This is a genomic window from Mesorhizobium newzealandense, assembly GCF_042682145.1.
Taxonomy (GTDB): domain Bacteria; phylum Pseudomonadota; class Alphaproteobacteria; order Rhizobiales; family Rhizobiaceae; genus Mesorhizobium; species Mesorhizobium newzealandense.
In genome coordinates this window covers 84,434-98,029 of sequence record NZ_JBHUGZ010000030.1, presented here as the reverse complement: position 1 = coordinate 98,029, position 13,596 = coordinate 84,434, and the positions used below count along the sequence as shown (strand labels likewise).

The following is a 13,596-nucleotide window of genomic DNA, read 5'->3' as shown; positions in this document are numbered from 1 at the left end:
GGATTATTGCCATGCGACGCGTGACATTCGACCTCGACGTTCTCCGCAGCTTCGTCACCGGCATGGAGCTGGGCAGCTTCGCCAAGGCTGCCGACCGGCTTGGCCGGTCGACGTCGGCGGTCAGCGCGCAGTTGAAGAAACTGGAGGAGCAGGCGGCGACGCCGATCTTCCGCAAGTCGGGACGCGGCCTCGCCTTGACCGAAGCCGGCGAGACCATGCTCGGCTATGCGCGCCGCCTGATCGAACTCAATGACGAAGCGGCATTCGCCATCCATGACGTCGAACTGGAAGGTTGGGTACGGCTTGGGCTGCAGGAGGATTTCGGCGAGGCGGTGCTGCCGGACGTGCTCGGCCGCTTCGCCCGCGCCCATCCCAAGGTCAAGATCGAAGCCAGGATCGCACGCAGTTACGAACTTGCCGAAAGGATCATGTCAGGCAACCTCGACATCGCGCTCGCCTGGCACAGCGGCGAGACGCTGCCCTACAGCCAGCATGTCGCCGACGTGCAGATGCGCTGGATCGGCCCGCCAAAGCGCATCGAGACCAGCCTGCGCGACGGTGAGCCACTGCCGCTGGTGGCGCTCGAAGCGCCATGCCTTTTGCGCACGGTGGCAACCGAAACGCTCGACCGTGCCGGCCTGTCCTGGCGGATGGCCTTTTCCAGCCCGAGCCTTGGCGGCATATGGGCGGCCGTCGCGGCGGGACTGGGACTGACGATCCGCACCGACATCGGCCTGCCGGCCAGCGTCAGCGCGATGACACCGGAGATCGCCGGGCTGCCGGCGCTGCCCAAAATGGCGTTGTTCCTGCATCGCAAGGACGCCGAGCCCGAGCCGGTGGTAGCCCGCCTTGCCGACATATTGCTTCAGGCGACACGGCAGGCCCTGCCCGAAAACAGGCGTGCCAACGACCACGGTTTGCGCAACGTGGCGTGATCATGGTGCCAGACCGGCGCCAAGACTCAGCTGCGCTTCTTGGCCCTGCCGGCAAACGGATTGTCGGAGGTGCGCAGCGCAATGCGGATCGGCACGCCGGGAATGTCGAAGGCCTCGCGCAGGCTGTTGGAGAGATAGCGGACATAGGATTGCGGCATCGCATCCGGCCGCGAGCACTGGACGACGAAGCCCGGCGGCCGTGTCTTGGCCTGGGTGACATATTTGACCTTTAGCCGGCGGCCGGCGACGGCAGGCGGCGGATGGTGCGCCAGTATGCTCTCCAGCCAGCGGTTGAGCTTGCCGGTCGAGACGCGGCTGTTCCACACCTTGTGGGTCCGCAGCACCGCATCCATCAGCTTGTCGAGGCCGCGCCCGGTTTCGGCCGAGACGGGCACGGCCTGGATGCCGCGCACCTGCGGCAGCAGCCGCTCGGTCTTCTCGCGCAACTCCGCCAGAAGCTCCTGCGGATGGTCGATCACGTCCCATTTGTTGAAGGCGATCACCGGCGCCCGGCCCTCGCGGATGATCAGGTCGGCAATCTGCAGATCCTGTTTCTCGAAGGGAATGGTGGCGTCGAGCACGATGATGACGATCTCGGCGAAGCGGATGGCGCGCAAGCCATCCTGCACCGACATCACTTCCAGCTTTTCGTGGATCCTGGCCTTGCGGCGCATGCCGGCCGTGTCGAACAGCTTCAGGCGGCGGCCGTGCCAGTCCCAGTCGACGGAGATGGAATCACGGGTGATGCCGGCTTCCGGCCCGGTCAACAGCCGCTCCTCGCCGATCAGCGCGTTGATCAGCGTCGACTTGCCGGCATTCGGACGGCCGACGACGGCGATGCGCATCGGCTTGGTGTCGTCATACCAATGCACATCTTCCGCATCCGGGTCGACGATGTCCTCGCCGATCAGCACCTCGCCGGCGGCGATCTCCTCACCGACGCCATCCTCTTCTTCGCCGAAGGCACGTGCCTCGCCAAGCGCGCCGATCACCGCGTCGCGCAAGTCGGGCATGCCCTGGCCATGCTCGGCCGACACCGGGATCGGCTCGCCGAGACCGAGTTCCCAGGCCTCCAGCATGCCGCCCTGGGCGCCCTTCGCCTCGGCTTTGTTGGCGACCAGCACGACCGGCTTGCCGGACTTGCGGACGATCTCGGCGAACGTCTTGTCATCGGGCATCAGGCCGGATTTGGCATCGACCGTGAAGAAGATCAGGTCGGCCTCGCGGATGGCGATCTCGGTCTGCGCGCGCATGCGTCCGGGCAAGGTCGAGGCGGCGGCATCCTCGAAGCCGGCGGTGTCGATGACGTCGAAATGCAGGTCGTACAGCTTGGCGGCATGGACGCGGCGATCACGGGTGACGCCCGGCGTGTCGTCGACAAGCGCCAGCTTCCTTCCCACCAGCCGATTGAAAAGAGTCGATTTGCCGACGTTAGGTCTGCCGATGATGGCGACTTTGAAGGTCACGACGCACTGCCCGACCCGCGGATCAGCTCGGACATCAAGGTTGCCCGCTCGCGGGTGTTGCGCGGGGCGCCGTCATCGGCGGCGATCTGGTCGAACAGCTTCAGCGCATCCTGGGTCTTGCCTTCCTTCCAGGCGGAAAGACCGAGCGCCTCACGCGCCGTGTGGCGCAACGTGTTGGTATCGGATGTAAGCGCCTCGACACGGCTGGAGACGTCGGCGAAGGAGCCATTGTCGACGAGCAGCAGCGCTGCCCTGAGGCGCGCCATGTCGCGAATGCCCGCGGGAATGGCCGTGTCGGCGGCGACATCGTCGAAATCCTTGACGGCGGCGGCAACGTCGCCCTTGTTGGCCTTGACGGTCGCGCCGCGCATGCGGGCGAGCAGCGGATAGGCGCCGTAGCCATCCTTCTCCAACTGGTCGAGGGCGGTCAGCGCTTCGTCGTTCTTGCCGTCATTGGCGAGCTTCAGCGCCTGCGAGAATGCATCGCCCGAGCGGTTGGCGCGCGTCTCGTCCCAATAGCGATAACCGACGAAGGCGGCGGTGCCGAGCACCACGAGGATCGCGATAACGATCAAGGCGGGACCGAAACGGTCCCACAGCTTCTGCGCCTGTTCGCGACGGATCTCGTCGTTGACTTCACGGATAAAACTGTCGTCGGACATCAATCAAAACCATTCCTGCCCTCTCGGGCCGTTGTCAGCCCGCGTTTTAGCGAAATTTTGTCGGCATGGAAGGGGTTCAACCGGAAAATCGCCTATTCCCGAGGCTGGTTGCCAAAAAGGCCAATCGCACCCACGCCACATTTGGGCGATAGCCGGCTTCGAGACATTCCCCGGGTGCAGATCAGATTGCCGATGTATCGTCCGTTGCGCGTTGTTACGTTTTCCCTCGCCTCGCTCGCCATTGCCGGCGGGGCTTTGGCTGATCCGCCAGCGCCGCCAGCCCCGGCAAAGCCCAGGCAGGTCGTCATCATCTCGTTCGACAGCGCCCGCGACATTTCGCAGTGGAAGCGCAGCCGGGCACTGGCGCAGCGCACCGGCGCGCATTTCACCTATTTTCTCTCCTGCGTCTTCCTGCTGTCGCCGGAGACACGCAAGGAGTACACGGCGCCCGGCAAAACGGCCGGCAAATCCAACATCGGCTTTGCCGCCTCCAAACAGGAAGTGACCGAACGGCTCGAGCAGATCGGACTTGCCGCCGCTGAAGGTCACGACATCGCCAGCCATGGCTGCGGCCATTTTGACGGCAAGGACTGGAGCAAGGCCGACTGGCTGAAGGAGTTCGGCTCGTTCGAGCACATTCTCGAAAACGCCTATGCGATCAACGGCATTGCGCCCGAGCCCAAGGGCTGGCGCGATTTCGTGCGGCATGCGGTTGCCGGTTTCCGCGCGCCTTACCTGTCGACAAGCAAGGCGCTCTACGAGGCGCTGCCGGCGGCCGGCTATCAATTCGATGCCAGTGGCGTCTCGCAGGGCCCTGCCCGTCCGGCGGCCAGCCACGGCATCATGCACTTTTCGCTGCCGCAGATCCCGGAAGGACCGGAATCAAGGCCGGTGATCGCCATGGACTACAATCTCTATGTCAGACATTCCGGCGGATTCGAGCGGCCGAGCAAGGCGAATGAGTTCGCGAACCGGACCTATGACGCCTTCCGCGCCGCCTTCGACGCGCAATATCAGGGCAAGCGCGTTCCGCTGGAACTCGGCTTCCACTTCGCGCTGATGAATGACGGCGCCTACTGGAACGCGCTGGAGCGCTTTGCCGGCGAGGTCTGCGTCAAGGCGGACGTCGAATGCATCAGTTTTCGTGATTATGTTTCGCGGCAGGATGCGGCCCAGAAGCAGGCTTCGGTCGGCGGCTGAGCCGCCAACTGGTTCGATTTCCAAAACCTCGGTCTTCAGGCTGGGTCCTCGGCGCCCTGTCTTGCCAGATAGCGCTGGTCGATCTCGGGCAGCGGCTCGCCTTGCAGCGTCGCCTCGAAGGCGCGCAGGCGTTTGTGGACCGATTGCAGCTCGACGATGGTCGACCAGGAGGTGAGCAGAAACTGCAGCGACCCCGTTACTTTGCCGAAGGCGTTCGAGATCTGGTTCAGTGCGCCGAAGGTGATCTTGTGCGCCACCAGCGAAGGACCCAGGATCAGCAGCGCGAAAATGTTGTCAGCCTGCAGGTAGGTGTACCGGACAACGTTGAAATAGATGTAGTGGAAATAGAGCCTGAAATAGTTGTGACGAACATTGGCGAACAGCTCGGCCGTGGTGGCTGGCTGGGCCCTGTCCGCATGATCTTCGCCGTACACCAGTTCCTTGCGGTAAGCGGCTTCGACACGCTGGTTGCGGAACTGCAGTCCTGGAAGTTTCATGCCGGCAATCATCACCGAGATCGTTCCGAACAGACACCAGGCCAGCGCTGCGACAACCAATGGCTGGGGAATCGCGCCGATGATCGGCAATTCGGTGATATGGGCCTGCAATTGAATCATGACTGGAAGGAAGGCGATCAGGGTCATGATCGACTGCACAAAACTGGAGCCCAGATCTTCCATGATCTGCGAGAACCGCATCGTGTCTTCCTGGATACGCTGCGAGGCGCCCTCGATATGGCGTAGCCTGCCCCAGTTCTCGACGAAATAGTTGTTCATCGCCGTGCGCCAGCGGAAGATCCAGTGGCTGACGATGAAGGCATTGACCACCTGCACATTCATGCCGACCAGCGCGAGCCACGAAAAGTCGGCCAATCCGATATAAAACTCTTCGTTGGTCGACTTTCCAGTCCCCGACATCAGTCCCTGTACGTAGTCGAAGAAAGGCCCGTACCAGGCGTTGACGGCGACGCTGACCTGCACATTGAAATAGATGAAGAACAGGATGACCGCCGTCATCAGGATCGACCAGCGCTGCCACGGGTGCGGCGAATACCAGCTCCAGAACGCATAGAAGACGAGCACGCAAAAGGCGAAGTAGAGATAGAACCAGAGAAACGGCGGCGACAAGAGGATGGCGATGCCGATGATGGGGGGCGCGCCAGCTGCGGCGGGCGGCAGTCCGAAAACCGCACCCAACTGCTCCCCGCCGAAAAACCAGAACAGGATTGCCGCAAGGCTCCAGATGGCTGCCGAAGAGAAAAAAAGCTTCGGCTGCGGGAAGAAGGATACGAACACTGTGGCGAATTCCTCGGTCTATGCGCAAATCAGCGGGGTTCGGCGGGCATAAAGTCACACATTAGTTGGAAAGAAAATGCCCGTGCCCGATGCCCGGCATCGAGCAAACCCAAAATCATGGCGATTTTGGCGCAGCCGACCATGTGACGGCGCCGGAGACGACCAGCATGGCAGCGGCGGTGATCGAGGCGAGGAAGAAATCACCTGACGCCTGTGCCAGCAGCCCGGCGGCGATTGGGCCGATGATCTGGCCAAGGCCGAAAGAAGCCGTCATCAAGGCAAAGATGCGCCGAGGCGCCCTTGGTGCCTGTTGCCGCGCGGCCTGCAGGCCAAGCGCGGTGATGGCAATGAAGGTGCCCCCGAGCAGCAGGCCGCCAAGCAGCGGCCCGGTGCGTCCGCCGATGGCGACACTGGCAGTCACGCCGACAACTTCGACGAAACATCCCAGCGCGTAGGCGGCATAGAGCCCGATCCGTGCCGCGATCTTCTGCCACAGCCAGGTCGAGGGAAAGCCGGCAAGACCGGCGACCATCCACACCATGGCCTCGAAGACGCGGCTGCCGCCACCTTGCCGGACGATGGCGACCAGGAATGTCGCCGTCACCACATAGCCGAAGCCAAAGAGGCCGTAGGCGATGATGATCTTCATCAGCGACCGGTCTTTCGGCAGTGCCGGCTCGGGGCCGGCTTCGCCGTTGGCGAGCGGCCCCTCGTCCGCCAGCAACGCCACGACGACGAAACCGCAAGCCGAAATTGCCGCCGACCACAGCCAGCCCGCCGCCCAGCCGGCATGTTCGGTGACCAGCGCCGCCATCATCGCCGCGGAGATCGCGATGCCGAGGCCAACGCCGCCAAAATGCCACGCCTGTAGGTCGCTGCGGCCGGCGGCGTTTATATGACTGAAAACGATGCTGGCCATGAACACCATGACGAAGGCGCTGGCCAGCCCAGCCAGAAAGCGGATGACGAGAAACGCGACCATGGTGTCGGACAGTCCCATCAGGGCTGCCAGGACCGTGCTGGCGCCGAGACCGGCCAGCATCAACGGGCGCTCACGGCCATGCGCCCAGCCCCCGGCGGCGGCAAGCGCGCCGACGAGGTAGCCAAGATAGTTGGCGGAGGCGATCCATCCGGCATTGGCCGGCGATAGATGGAGTTCCTCCATCATGCCGGGCAGGATCGGCGTGTAGACGAAGCGGCCGATACCCATGGCGACGGCCATGGCGATCATGCCGGCGAAGGCGAAACGCAGCGCTGTCGAGGTGGCTGATATCATCGCAGCGCACAATAAATGCAGGGATCGCCGGAACAATCCGCCATCTGTTGGGCCAGCGCGGTTGCAGCACGCGGCGCTCGCCTCGACTTTTCCTTAAGCCCTAACGCGTGACGTCCGCTCGGAGACCGTTTCGAAATTCGCTCCGGCGAGTCATATGGTGGTGGTTTCGAGGACCGTAGCGCAGCGGACTTTGGTCCGTGAGCATGGAAGCGCAGAAAACGCCATGAGATGGCCGCTAGAGTAGAATTTCCAGACAGGCTCTCAGCAGCGTCCGCCGAAACCGGCACGCAATGAGGCGGTCTCGTACACCGTCCGCTGCGCCGTCAGCCTGAACGGCACATCACCCAATTCGCGCTCCGACATGGTGTTGAGCACGGGATGCGAGAGCGGATCGGTCAACCATCTCTGCGTCTCGCTCTCGCGGCCTGGCTCATGCGGAGCATCCGTGGCGAACAAGACTTTCAGCGATGACAACATGCTCAGCATTTTCGGCTCCGCGGATCTGTCTCTCCCGCTAAAGTCTGCCGTTTCGATGTGTCTTTCAATTGAGATTTCGGCCGGATCGGTTTAGAAAATCTGTATGGCTATGCTCAACCGAGTCCATCTCAACGGCCTTCGCGCCGTGGAAACCGTCGCCCGTCTTGGCTCGCTTGCGGCGGCGGCGGCCGAACTCAACGTTTCCGTCAGTGCGGTCAGCCAGCAGATCAGCCGCACCGAGAAGCAGCTTGGCCAGGCGCTGTTCGAGCGGACGGCGAGCGGTCTCGTGCTGACCGAATTCGGCGCCGTCTTCGCGGCCCGCCTCGGCGCGGGGTTTCGCGAGCTTGCCCAGGCCGTGGCGCTGGCCGACGAGGCGACGCAATGCACATTGGTGGTTTCGGTGGCTCCGGCCTTTGCCTCGAAGTGGCTGCTGCCGCGATTGTCGCGTCACTTCACCCGGCATCCCAACGTGCTGCTGCGCATCGACGCGTCGGTGAGGCTGGCCGATCTCGATCACTCCGACATCGACATTGCCATCCGGCTCGGCGACGGCAAATGGCCGGGCGGCCGGGCGGAACTGCTGCTGGCCCAGCAAGTCTTCCCGGTCTGCGCCCCGGCGATCGCAAGAAAACTGAAATCGATCGAGGATCTTGCCCAGACCTGCGCCATCACCGACGAGCGGGCAATGATCAACTGGGAAAGCTGGTTCGAGGCAGCCGGCGTTCCGCCCGTCACCTTCCTGAAGGGTGCGCGCTTCACCGATCCGATGCTGTGCCTGGAATCGGCGATTGCCGGCCACGGCGTGATGCTCGGCTGGCAATTGCTGACGGCTGATGCGCTCGCCGACGGGCGGCTGGTGGCGCCGTTCGGAATCCGCGCCCAGAGCGGGCTCGGCTATTGGCTGGTGACCTCCTCCGCCAAGGCCGAAAGCCGCAAGGTCCGGGATTTCAAGGCCTGGATCAAGGAAGAGATCGAGGCGACGATGGCACAGTTCGGGTCCGCGAATGCAGCCACCGCACCCGCCGGCGGGATCGCGGTGGAAAGCACCGTGGCGACGGTCTATGTAGAGTCAGAAATCAAACTACGGCAGGCAGGATCATGACCACACATTCGCGCGGCGTTTCCGCATCGATCGACCCGGTGAAGCTCGACAGGCTGGCGGAAGTCGCCATCAAGGTCGGACTGCAGTTGCAGCCCGGGCAGGATTTGGTGGTGACGTCGTCGATCGCGGCGCTGCCGCTGACCAGGCGGATCGTCGAGCATGCCTACAAGGCCGGCGCCGGGCTGGTGACGCCGATCTTCAACGACGACGAGATGACGCTGGCGCGCTATCGCTTCGGCGCCGATGCCAGTTTCGACCGCGCCGCCGGCTGGCTCTACGAAGGCATGGCGAAGGCCTTCGCCAACAATGCGGCCAGGCTTGCCGTGCGCGGCGAGGATCCGTCGCTGTTGTCGGCGCAGGATCCGGCGAAAGTGGCGCGCGCCAACAAGGCGAATTCGATGGCCTACCAGCCGGCGCTGGAAAAGATCACCGGCTTCGACATCAACTGGAACATCGTCGCCTACCCGGATCTCGCCTGGGCCAGGCAGGTCTTCCCCGGCGATGCCGACGACGTCGCCGTGGCGAAGCTCGCCGATGCCATCTTCGCCGCCTCGCGGGTGGACGTCGACGACCCGATCGGCAACTGGACGGCGCACAATGCAGCGCTTCGCGGCCGCACCGAATGGCTCAACGGCCATAATTTCCATGCGCTGCATTTCACCGGGCCGGGCACCGACCTGACCGTCGGGCTGGCGGACGGCCATGAATGGATGGGCGGCGCCTCGACCGCCAAGAACGGCATCACCTGCAACCCGAACATCCCGACCGAAGAAGTCTTCACCACGCCGCATGCAAGACGCGTCGAAGGCCATGTCTCCTCGACCAAGCCGCTGTCCTACCAGGGCACGCTGATCGACGAGATCTCGGTGCGTTTCGAGGAGGGCAGGATCGTCGAGGCAAAGGCGTCGAAGGGCGAGGACGTGCTGAAGAAGGTGCTCGACACCGACGAAGGCGCGCGCCGTCTCGGCGAGGTGGCGCTGGTGCCGCATTCCTCGCCGATCTCGGCGAGCGGCCTGTTGTTCTTCAACACGCTGTTCGATGAGAACGCCGCCTGCCACATCGCGCTCGGCCAGTGCTATTCGAAATGCTTCGTCAACGGCGCCTCGCTCAGCCAGGACGAGATTGCCCAGCGTGGCGGCAACAAGAGTTTCATCCACATCGACTGGATGATCGGCTCGGACAAGATCGACATAGACGGCGTCCACAAGGGTGGCGCCCGCGTGCCGGTGATGCGCAAGGGCGAGTGGGCCTGACAGTCACCGCCGCCTACGGAGGGTCCGGTGGCTTTCGACCTCGTGGTCAAGCGGATTTACGAGCCGCCGGCGCCTGATGACGGGCAGCGGGTTCTGGTCGACCGGATCTGGCCACGCGGGGTCAGCAAAGAGGATGCCGCGCTGGCGTTGTGGCTGAAGGAGATCGCACCGAGCGACGGCTTGCGTGGATGGTTCGGGCATGAGCCGGAGCGCTGGATGGAATTCCAGAAGCGATATCGCGCCGAGTTGGACAGGAATGGCGAAGTGGTCGGGCAGCTGCGGGCCATGCTCGGCAGGGCTCGGGTGACGCTGCTCTACGGCGCCCGGGACGAAGCCCACAACAATGCAGTGGCGCTGGCGGTCTATCTGCAGGGGACGGGTTGAGGCGGTTGAATTTCGCGAGTCGGCGGGACCGCGAACACAGCGGGGGGCAAGTTCGGCTCTACTTCCCGCCCACCGCCTGCTGATAAACATCCGGCTTGAAGCCAACGAGAATCCTGTCGCCCAGTTCCAGCACCGGCCGCTTGATTATCGTCGGCTTGGCCAGCATCAGCGCCTTGGCCTTCTTCTCATTGAGATCCTGCTTGTCCTTGTCCGCCAGTTCGCGGAACGTCGTGCTCGCCTTGTTGAGCAGGATTTCCCAGCCGACCTTGCCGACCCAGCCATCCAGTCGCTTGGCGTCCAGACCCTCTGCCCTGTAGTCGTGAAACCGGTAGGGCACCTCATGACCTTCCAGCCAGACGCGCGCCTTCTTGATCGTGTCGCAGGTGGTGATGCCGTACATGGTGATCGTCAAAACGGGTCCTCGAACTTCGAATCTGACCGCAGAATAAGGACGCTCGGCGCGCTTTGCCAGCGGGCTCCCAGGCGCCCCGTGAATTTGGGCTTGCCAACACTAAGGAATTTTCCTAAGTGTTGGCAAGCCACTTTTGACGACACCCAGGACTGACCAATGACAAACCTCCAGACCGCCAATCCAAGCCCTCCACCGATCGACGGCATCTTTCGCGCACTGTCCGACCCGACGCGGCGACGCGTGGTGGAGCGGCTGAACCGCAGCCCCGCCTCGGTCAGCGACCTCGCGGAGCCTTTCGACATGGCCCTGCCCTCCTTCATCGAGCATCTGCGGGTTCTTGAAGGCTGTGGGCTGGTGCATTCGCAAAAGACCGGCCGGGTCAGGACCTATCAATTGGTGCCTGAGCCACTGAAGCTCGCCGAAAACTGGCTGGCCGAACAGCGCACACTGTGGGAGCGCCGCCTCGACCAGTTCGACGCCTATGTGATGACCCTCAAGGAGCAGGAAAAATGAGCTATCCCTTCAAGCTGGACCCCAGACTGGATCTCGTGCTGGAGCGCGTCGTCGATGCGCCACGCGAGCTGCTGTGGCGGGCCTGGACGACGCCGGAGCATGTCAAGCAGTGGTTCACGCCAAAGCCATGGAGCATCACCGACTGCGAGATCGACCTCAGGCCGGGCGGGCTGTTCCGGACGCGCATGCAGTCGCCCGACGGCAAGGAGGTCAATGACCGCCATTGCTGCTATCTCGACATCGTGCCGAACGAGCGGCTGGTGTGGACGGACGCGCTGCTTCCGGGCTATCGGCCGTCGGGGGAGCCGTTCATCACCGCGGTCATTTCCTTGCAGCCGGACGGCAAGGGCACGCGCTATACCGCAACCGCCATCCATCGCGACGAGGCCACCCGCAAGAACCATGAAGAGATGGGGTTCTTCGACGGCTGGGGCACGGTGGCCGATCAGCTTGCAGAATACGTGAAGACGATTTGAGCCTCTCGGATGGCGGCCAGGGCATTGTCCCGGCCGCCATGCTTATTTTTCACCCAGGCTCCCGGAAGCCGTGGGTATTCCGGCCTCAATAGTAGAAGCGCTCTTCAGTGATCTTGCCGTTCTTGACCGTATACAAGCCGACCTCATCCATGGTGACACGTTCGCCCGTGGCCTTGGGCGTTATGTCAAACTTGAAGCGCACCGCGAACTGGTCGCCGTTGACATAGGGGCCCTCGACCGAGCCGCCATGGACTTCGTGGTTCTCTTGCCACCACTGGCCCTTCTGCTTGAGGGCCGCCTTGCCATGGCTGACGGCCATCGGCCCCTCCATGGCTTCGTAGCTGGCGATATCGTCGGCATTGTATTTTTCAGCAGCGCCTTGGTGGTCGCCCTGCCGTAGGAGTTCGGTGAAATCCTTGGCAATTTCCGCGATGGTCATATGTGTTCCTCCTGTTCAGACGCACTGCAAGTAGGGGACAGCTCGACGGCCTGCCATCGTCAATACGCTTGTAGCTGACAAGCCATGTCAGCATGATGATATCGCGCGGATATGCGACGACGATTTGAGCCAGATAGTCGCCTCGAGAGAGCTAGAACAAAAGGGGACACATCAAGTAAAAATGATGCAGGCGCTGATGATCCCGCACCAGCGCCTGCAATCCAAATCCTTGAGAGCCTGCCAAGCAGGGAGCCTACGCTCCGTAGCCGATGATACCCTTGACCTCCAGAAAATCGTGGATCGCCCAGTCGGCATATTCGCGGCCGTTGCCCGACTGCTTGTAGCCGCCGAACGGTGCGAACGTGTCCCATTCCGGATAGTTGATTGAGACCTGTCCGGCGCGCAGCTGTCCGGCCACCTTGCGGGCGCGATCGATATCCTGCGACTGCACATAGGCAGCGAGGCCGTAGACCGTGTCGTTGGCGATCTTCACCGCGTCGTCGTCGTCATTGTAGGAAATGACCGACAGCACCGGGCCGAAGATCTCTTCCTTTTCGATGGTCATGCCTGATGTGACATGGCCGAACACGGTCGGCCTGACATAGTAGCCACGGTTGAGATGTTCGGGCCGGCCAGGCCCGCCGGTGACCAGCGTGGCGCCTTCCTTGATGCCGGCTTCGATCAGCCGCTGGATCTTGTCGTACTGGATGTTCGAGACGACCGGCCCGAGTCTGGTGTCCTCCGAGCGGGGATCGCCGACATTGTGTGCTTCGGCGGCCTTCTTGGCGATGGCGAGCGCCTCGTCATGGCGGGAGGCCGGCACCAGCATGCGCGTTGGCGCGTCGCAGGACTGGCCGCTGTTGCCGAAGCAACCCTCGACACCCTTGCGCACCGCCGTTTCGAAATCGGCGTCCGGCAGCACGATGTTGGCCGACTTGCCGCCGAGTTCCTGTGCCACGCGCTTGACCGTTTCGGCCGCCGTCTTGGCGACGATGATGCCGGCGCGGGTCGAACCGGTGAAGGACACCATGTCGACATCGGGATGGCCGGCCATGATCTGGCCGACATCCGGGCCATTGCCGTTGATCATGTTGTAGACACCTTTCGGCGTGCCGGCGGCTTCCATCACTTCCGAAAAGACGATGCCGCTGATCGGTGCGATCTCGGAAGGCTTCAGCACCACGGTGCAGCCGGCGGCGATGGCTGGCGCCACCTTGCAGACGATCTGGTTGAGCGGCCAGTTCCAAGGCGTGATCAGCGCGCACACGCCGATCGGCTCCTTGACCACCATGGTGCCGCCGCGCTTTTCGCTGAATTCATAGTTCTCCAGCGCCTTGATGGTGGCTTCCATATGCGCCCTGCCCGCCCAGGCCTGCGCCTCGCGCGCCCAGGTGATCGGCGCGCCCATCTCCTGGCTGACGGCCTGGGCGATGTCCTCGTAGCGCTCGTTGTAGATTTCGAGGATGCGCTTCAGAAGCGTCAGGCGCTCGGCCTTGCTGGTCTGCGAGAAGGACGGGAAAGCAGCCTTGGCAGCCGCCACGGCCTTGTCGACATCGGCCTTCGAGCCGACGGAAATCCTGGTGTAGGCCTCTTCGGTGGAGGGGTCGATCACATCCAGAGTCGCCGGCACCACGGGTGCCACCCACTTGCCGTCGATGAAGAAGTTCAGATGATTGCTCATGGACGGTGCTCCGGTCTTTTTTTGG

At 63.2% G+C, this 13,596-nt stretch carries 15 protein-coding genes; 7 read left to right on the top strand and 8 right to left on the bottom strand.

What is annotated here, in order from left to right:
• The first annotated feature begins 11 nt into the window (after nucleotides 1-11).
• Entirely contained in the window at nucleotides 12-935 is a 924-nt protein-coding gene (locus tag ACFSOZ_RS34520; protein WP_379105632.1) for a LysR substrate-binding domain-containing protein, read from the top strand.
• A gap of 26 nt (nucleotides 936-961) precedes the next feature.
• Here the strand turns inward: ACFSOZ_RS34520 and der are convergent, their stop codons facing one another.
• Nucleotides 962-2,401, bottom strand: a complete 1,440-nt coding sequence (der, locus tag ACFSOZ_RS34515; protein WP_379105630.1) for a ribosome biogenesis GTPase Der — start codon at nucleotides 2,399-2,401, stop codon at nucleotides 962-964.
• On the bottom strand, nucleotides 2,398-3,063 hold the full coding sequence (locus ACFSOZ_RS34510) for a tetratricopeptide repeat protein (protein WP_379105628.1): 666 nt from the start codon (nucleotides 3,061-3,063) through the stop codon (nucleotides 2,398-2,400). Before ACFSOZ_RS34510 ends, der begins: the two co-directional genes overlap by 4 nt.
• A 192-nt stretch (nucleotides 3,064-3,255) precedes the next feature.
• On the opposite strand from ACFSOZ_RS34510, the gene ACFSOZ_RS34505 reads away from it, so the two are divergent.
• The gene (locus ACFSOZ_RS34505; RefSeq protein ID WP_379106611.1) at nucleotides 3,256-4,263 is read left to right on the top strand and encodes a polysaccharide deacetylase family protein; all 1,008 of its coding nucleotides are present in this window, start codon (nucleotides 3,256-3,258) and stop codon (nucleotides 4,261-4,263) included.
• A gap of 35 nt (nucleotides 4,264-4,298) precedes the next feature.
• Here the strand turns inward: ACFSOZ_RS34505 and sbmA are convergent, their stop codons facing one another.
• The 3 genes from sbmA to ACFSOZ_RS34490 all read right to left on the bottom strand — a co-directional run bounded on the left by sbmA (nucleotide 4,299) and on the right by ACFSOZ_RS34490 (nucleotide 7,320).
• The gene (gene sbmA / locus ACFSOZ_RS34500; RefSeq protein ID WP_379105626.1) at nucleotides 4,299-5,558 is read right to left on the bottom strand and encodes a peptide antibiotic transporter SbmA; all 1,260 of its coding nucleotides are present in this window, start codon (nucleotides 5,556-5,558) and stop codon (nucleotides 4,299-4,301) included.
• Between the two features lie 115 nt (nucleotides 5,559-5,673).
• Complete coding sequence (locus tag ACFSOZ_RS34495) at nucleotides 5,674-6,834, bottom strand: YbfB/YjiJ family MFS transporter (protein WP_379105625.1); 1,161 nt, start codon at nucleotides 6,832-6,834, stop codon at nucleotides 5,674-5,676.
• Between the two features lie 261 nt (nucleotides 6,835-7,095).
• Nucleotides 7,096-7,320 (bottom strand): hypothetical protein, encoded by a 225-nt coding sequence (locus ACFSOZ_RS34490; protein WP_379105623.1) that lies wholly within the window; start codon nucleotides 7,318-7,320, stop codon nucleotides 7,096-7,098.
• A gap of 94 nt (nucleotides 7,321-7,414) precedes the next feature.
• Here ACFSOZ_RS34490 and ACFSOZ_RS34485 point away from each other — a divergent pair, with 94 nt between their 5' ends.
• The 3 genes from ACFSOZ_RS34485 to ACFSOZ_RS34475 are packed head-to-tail and all read left to right on the top strand — an operon-like array spanning nucleotide 7,415 to nucleotide 10,050.
• Nucleotides 7,415-8,413: a LysR substrate-binding domain-containing protein gene (locus tag ACFSOZ_RS34485; RefSeq protein WP_379105621.1), complete on the top strand. Its 999-nt coding sequence runs from the start codon at nucleotides 7,415-7,417 to the stop codon at nucleotides 8,411-8,413.
• Nucleotides 8,410-9,666, top strand: coding sequence for an aminopeptidase (locus ACFSOZ_RS34480; RefSeq protein WP_379105619.1), 1,257 nt, complete (start codon nucleotides 8,410-8,412; stop codon nucleotides 9,664-9,666). Before ACFSOZ_RS34485 ends, ACFSOZ_RS34480 begins: the two co-directional genes overlap by 4 nt.
• 27 nt (nucleotides 9,667-9,693) lie before the next feature.
• The gene (locus ACFSOZ_RS34475; protein WP_379105617.1) at nucleotides 9,694-10,050 is read left to right on the top strand and encodes a DUF488 domain-containing protein; all 357 of its coding nucleotides are present in this window, start codon (nucleotides 9,694-9,696) and stop codon (nucleotides 10,048-10,050) included.
• 58 nt (nucleotides 10,051-10,108) lie between these two features.
• Here the strand turns inward: ACFSOZ_RS34475 and ACFSOZ_RS34470 are convergent, their stop codons facing one another.
• Entirely contained in the window at nucleotides 10,109-10,462 is a 354-nt protein-coding gene (locus ACFSOZ_RS34470; RefSeq protein ID WP_379105615.1) for an ArsC family reductase, read from the bottom strand.
• A 156-nt stretch (nucleotides 10,463-10,618) separates the two neighbouring features.
• Here ACFSOZ_RS34470 and ACFSOZ_RS34465 point away from each other — a divergent pair, with 156 nt between their 5' ends.
• Both ACFSOZ_RS34465 and ACFSOZ_RS34460 read left to right on the top strand, forming a co-directional pair.
• Complete coding sequence (locus ACFSOZ_RS34465; protein WP_379105613.1) at nucleotides 10,619-10,975, top strand: ArsR/SmtB family transcription factor; 357 nt, start codon at nucleotides 10,619-10,621, stop codon at nucleotides 10,973-10,975.
• Nucleotides 10,972-11,451 (top strand): SRPBCC family protein, encoded by a 480-nt coding sequence (locus ACFSOZ_RS34460; RefSeq protein WP_379105611.1) that lies wholly within the window; start codon nucleotides 10,972-10,974, stop codon nucleotides 11,449-11,451. The genes ACFSOZ_RS34465 and ACFSOZ_RS34460 overlap by 4 nt, the downstream gene beginning before the upstream one ends.
• Nucleotides 11,452-11,536: 85 nt before the next feature.
• Here ACFSOZ_RS34460 and ACFSOZ_RS34455 read toward each other — a convergent pair whose 3' ends face one another.
• Nucleotides 11,537-11,890, bottom strand: coding sequence for a SnoaL-like domain-containing protein (locus tag ACFSOZ_RS34455; protein ID WP_379105609.1), 354 nt, complete (start codon nucleotides 11,888-11,890; stop codon nucleotides 11,537-11,539).
• Nucleotides 11,891-12,143: 253 nt separating this feature from the next.
• The gene (locus tag ACFSOZ_RS34450) at nucleotides 12,144-13,571 is read right to left on the bottom strand and encodes an aldehyde dehydrogenase family protein (protein WP_379105607.1); all 1,428 of its coding nucleotides are present in this window, start codon (nucleotides 13,569-13,571) and stop codon (nucleotides 12,144-12,146) included.
• Between the last annotated feature and the right edge of the window lie 25 nt (nucleotides 13,572-13,596).

Excerpts from the sequence above, each read along its gene's own strand:
- ACFSOZ_RS34520 (WP_379105632.1), top strand. The coding sequence starts at position 12 with ATGCGACGCGTGACATTCGACCTCGACGTTCTCCGCAGCTTCGTCACC.
- ACFSOZ_RS34510 (WP_379105628.1), bottom strand. The coding sequence starts at position 3,063 with ATGTCCGACGACAGTTTTATCCGTGAAGTCAACGACGAGATCCGTCGC.
- ACFSOZ_RS34505 (WP_379106611.1), top strand. The coding sequence starts at position 3,256 with ATGTATCGTCCGTTGCGCGTTGTTACGTTTTCCCTCGCCTCGCTCGCC.
- ACFSOZ_RS34495 (WP_379105625.1), bottom strand. The coding sequence starts at position 6,834 with ATGATATCAGCCACCTCGACAGCGCTGCGTTTCGCCTTCGCCGGCATG.
- ACFSOZ_RS34490 (WP_379105623.1), bottom strand. The coding sequence starts at position 7,320 with ATGCTGAGCATGTTGTCATCGCTGAAAGTCTTGTTCGCCACGGATGCT.
- ACFSOZ_RS34485 (WP_379105621.1), top strand. The coding sequence starts at position 7,415 with ATGGCTATGCTCAACCGAGTCCATCTCAACGGCCTTCGCGCCGTGGAA.
- ACFSOZ_RS34480 (WP_379105619.1), top strand. The coding sequence starts at position 8,410 with ATGACCACACATTCGCGCGGCGTTTCCGCATCGATCGACCCGGTGAAG.
- ACFSOZ_RS34465 (WP_379105613.1), top strand. The coding sequence starts at position 10,619 with ATGACAAACCTCCAGACCGCCAATCCAAGCCCTCCACCGATCGACGGC.
- ACFSOZ_RS34460 (WP_379105611.1), top strand. The coding sequence starts at position 10,972 with ATGAGCTATCCCTTCAAGCTGGACCCCAGACTGGATCTCGTGCTGGAG.
- ACFSOZ_RS34455 (WP_379105609.1), bottom strand. The coding sequence starts at position 11,890 with ATGACCATCGCGGAAATTGCCAAGGATTTCACCGAACTCCTACGGCAG.
- ACFSOZ_RS34450 (WP_379105607.1), bottom strand. The coding sequence starts at position 13,571 with ATGAGCAATCATCTGAACTTCTTCATCGACGGCAAGTGGGTGGCACCC.